The sequence below is a fragment of the Pseudomonas sp. EA_5y_Pfl2_R50 genome, assembly GCF_963970475.1.
In the GTDB taxonomy this organism is placed as follows: domain Bacteria; phylum Pseudomonadota; class Gammaproteobacteria; order Pseudomonadales; family Pseudomonadaceae; genus Aquipseudomonas.
The window spans coordinates 1-2,663 of sequence record NZ_CAXAPT010000031.1 but is presented as its reverse complement, the minus strand read 5'-3'; the positions used below and the strand labels follow the sequence as shown (position 1 = coordinate 2,663).

Sequence of the window (2,663 nt, the reverse complement as noted above, 5' to 3'; positions counted from 1 at the left end):
TCAACTTGATCGACGACCGCCAATTTAAAGCTCAGCGTGTAATCACGCTGACTGCGCCTTTTGCCTGATTCCATTGGTTCCTCCTGAGGATAGGTCAGAAGGTGTAAACCTTATTCAGGACGGGACAAATTACAAAAAAAAGCCAGCACTTCTGCTGGCTTGAGATGTTCGGTGTTGTTCAGGATGCGTCTGCTGCCATTTCCGCGTCATGGGCAATCAAGGACACCAGTGCATTCTGTTGGCGGTGAGACAGTTGACGAAAGCGTTGCAGTAGCTCGCGCTCGTGGAGTGACAGTTCAGGACTGTCCAGGCGCATGCTCAGCTCTTCGCCCAGTGCGCCTTCTTGAATAAGACTCTGCTCAAGGCGCGCAATGATCTCTGAGTTCATGCTGCGATGATGGTTGCGAGCCACTTCGGCAATGCGTTCACGCATCCCGTCTGGCAGACGCACGACGAACTTGTCAGCCGTACGGCTGGAATAAATTGCCTGTTTCAATGGGCGCATATATTTAACCGGTTAGTTCAGGGGAGCGGTTCTCGGAATTGGCCGCAGGATGTGTGGTAGGACAAGCATCCGCGCCAAATGGTTCAACCTGAATTGTTAAGAGGCCCGCATCATGCCTCAAAATTGCCAGATCATTGGCGTCAATTCTGTGACAAATATTGAGCTGGGTAAAGGCGTAATGCCAGCACCAATTATCAGAAATGCGGACTGGTTTGAAAACTTCACCTCGGTCCGCTTCATTGCCCGCTTCCTGGGACGCATGAATTGATGTCCGAAGACGTCAGAACGTGCATGCTATGCGGCTTTCGATCCTTGTTCCTTACCTGTACAGGATAGTGGCAATTTGCCGATTTACTAGGGCTGAAGGCTCCCGGAGGGCGATTTCAAGATGGATGGCAGGGTTATTTACCTGATGGGACCGTCCGGTTCAGGCAAGGACAGCCTGATCGATGCTGCGCGTCAGTCTTTGAGTGTTTTGGGCTGCGATGTCATGCGTCGAGTCATTACTCGTTCAGCCGAATCGATAGGTGAGGATGCAATCGATGTGACCACCGAGGAGTTCGAAAGGCGCCTCTCCGCCGGGGAGTTTTCGTTGGCCTGGCGCGCCAATGGCTTGTCCTATGGGATTCCTGCAGAGATGGATCAGCGGTTGAGGGAGGGACGGTCAGTCGTGGTGAATGGGTCTCGCGCCAACTTGCGGCAAGCGTTGGAGGTGTATCCGACGCTTCTGCCTGTTCTGTTGACTGTGAGGGACGATGTTCTCCGAGAGCGCTTGTTCAGGCGAGGTCGGGAGTCGCTGGAGCAGATCAATGCAAGGCTGGCTCGCAATGCTCTCTTCAAGGACAGGAGATCAAGCGATATTCCTGTCTATCTGATCGATAATACGGGCGATTTGGCTGACGCTGTCAGTCAGTTGCTGGATCTGATTAGGGTCAACGCAACACCGGATCAAACTTGATTTTGCGTCCTGCAACCAGTGCCAGCACAAACAACACCGAAAATACACCGCAGCCCACCAGTGGAGCGGTGACTTCTGCTTCCTCGAACATGGAAAAATGGATAAAGCCGCTCAGTAAGGCGAGGATTAGAAACCCTGCAGCTGATTTGGACATGTCTTACTCCTGTGGATGTTTCAAAACACCAGGCGTTCTGTTGTTTGGGCCGGTAAAAGCTGTTTTGGATCGTTGCCGGTTTGAAGTGTGGAGCCGCTCTGATTGCTGAGCACCGCCCATTGCGCAGCCTTTTGAGTCTGTAAGTAATGAGGTAAACGCTGTGCCAATGGTTCAGGACTCTCTTGGACAAGCTGAAAGCCCAGCAAAACGGCCAGAGCAATGGCATTTGCGATCAGGAGAGTGGTGTTCATGAGGCGCGAGCTCCGATTGTTCTTCTATGGAGCAGATAAAGCAGTCGTCGTGCCAATAGTCTAACCGCAGTTAAGTCCTTTAAAAACAAGCATTTGGCGATGTTTTCTCTAATGTCTTGGTTGCAATCTGCAATGATGGCTTTACGAGTGCATGCAAAATGCACGGTGAATATTCATTCAGTGGAGCGGCACGTTTGCCTACACTCAAAAAGCCCGGCAGACGACATGACAAATCAGTCTTTGGCCGTTAACATGCACGCCGTCCGTCGCGGGCATCCGCTTGCGACAACTGTGTGTCTCAGTAGCTCAATTGGATAGAGCATCCCCCTCCTAAGGGGAAGGTTGGCAGTTCGAACCTGCCCTGGGGCACCATCTCTATATTCGAATCCCTTTCTATCTAGCCAATAATACTCGCGGCCTGCGAGGTCGCTCGGTACCTCTTTGGTTCTTGATCCTTCTCGGGTATTCCTCGCACGACCGGGGTTGCTTCTATATAGATAGGCAGGCAGTTTTGAAGTTTTGATAGAAAACTGAAATTAACGGTTGACGGCGAATTTCAGATGTCTATAATTCGCCCCACTTCCGGCGCAGTCGAAACGGAAAACTCCTTGAGATTCAATGAGTTATGTAGGTTTCGGCAGCAGATTGCTTCAGTTCATCGAGGCCATAAAGGAAGTTGAAAAAGAGGTGTTGACAGCAGCGTGTAACGCTGTAGAATTCGCCTCCCGCTGACGAGAGATCGGAAGCGCAAGTGGTTGAAGTTGTTGAAGAATTCTTCGAAAACTTCTGAAAATA

General features: G+C 51.0%; 4 protein-coding genes and 1 tRNA gene. 2 read left to right on the top strand and 3 right to left on the bottom strand.

The window, feature by feature from the left end; genetic code table 11:
- Positions 1–178: 178 nt before the first annotated feature.
- A complete protein-coding gene (locus AACY19_RS26485) occupies positions 179–505 on the bottom strand; it encodes an Arc family DNA-binding protein (protein ID WP_003178899.1) in 327 nt (108 codons plus the stop codon).
- Between the two features lie 388 nt (positions 506–893).
- On the opposite strand from AACY19_RS26485, the gene phnN reads away from it, so the two are divergent.
- Positions 894–1,463, top strand: coding sequence for a phosphonate metabolism protein/1,5-bisphosphokinase (PRPP-forming) PhnN (gene phnN / locus AACY19_RS26480; protein WP_339454453.1), 570 nt, complete (start codon positions 894–896; stop codon positions 1,461–1,463).
- Here the strand turns inward: phnN and AACY19_RS26475 are convergent.
- Both AACY19_RS26475 and AACY19_RS26470 read right to left on the bottom strand, forming a co-directional pair.
- On the bottom strand, positions 1,438–1,617 hold the full coding sequence (locus tag AACY19_RS26475) for a PA3371 family protein (protein ID WP_339454452.1): 180 nt from the start codon (positions 1,615–1,617) through the stop codon (positions 1,438–1,440). The two genes, phnN and AACY19_RS26475, sit on opposite strands and share 26 nt — an antisense overlap.
- Before the next feature lie 20 nt (positions 1,618–1,637).
- The gene (locus tag AACY19_RS26470; RefSeq protein WP_339454451.1) at positions 1,638–1,868 is read right to left on the bottom strand and encodes a hypothetical protein; all 231 of its coding nucleotides are present in this window, start codon (positions 1,866–1,868) and stop codon (positions 1,638–1,640) included.
- Between the two features lie 295 nt (positions 1,869–2,163).
- Between AACY19_RS26470 and AACY19_RS26465 the strand changes: the two genes are divergently transcribed.
- Positions 2,164–2,240: transfer RNA gene (locus tag AACY19_RS26465), tRNA-Arg, on the top strand.
- Positions 2,241–2,663 lie beyond the last annotated feature (423 nt).

Coding starts and splice junctions, on each gene's coding strand:
- phnN (WP_339454453.1), top strand. CDS start 894: ATGGATGGCAGGGTTATTTACCTGATGGGACCGTCCGGTTCAGGCAAG.
- AACY19_RS26470 (WP_339454451.1), bottom strand. CDS start 1,868: ATGAACACCACTCTCCTGATCGCAAATGCCATTGCTCTGGCCGTTTTG.
- AACY19_RS26475 (WP_339454452.1), bottom strand. CDS start 1,617: ATGTCCAAATCAGCTGCAGGGTTTCTAATCCTCGCCTTACTGAGCGGC.
- AACY19_RS26485 (WP_003178899.1), bottom strand. CDS start 505: ATGCGCCCATTGAAACAGGCAATTTATTCCAGCCGTACGGCTGACAAG.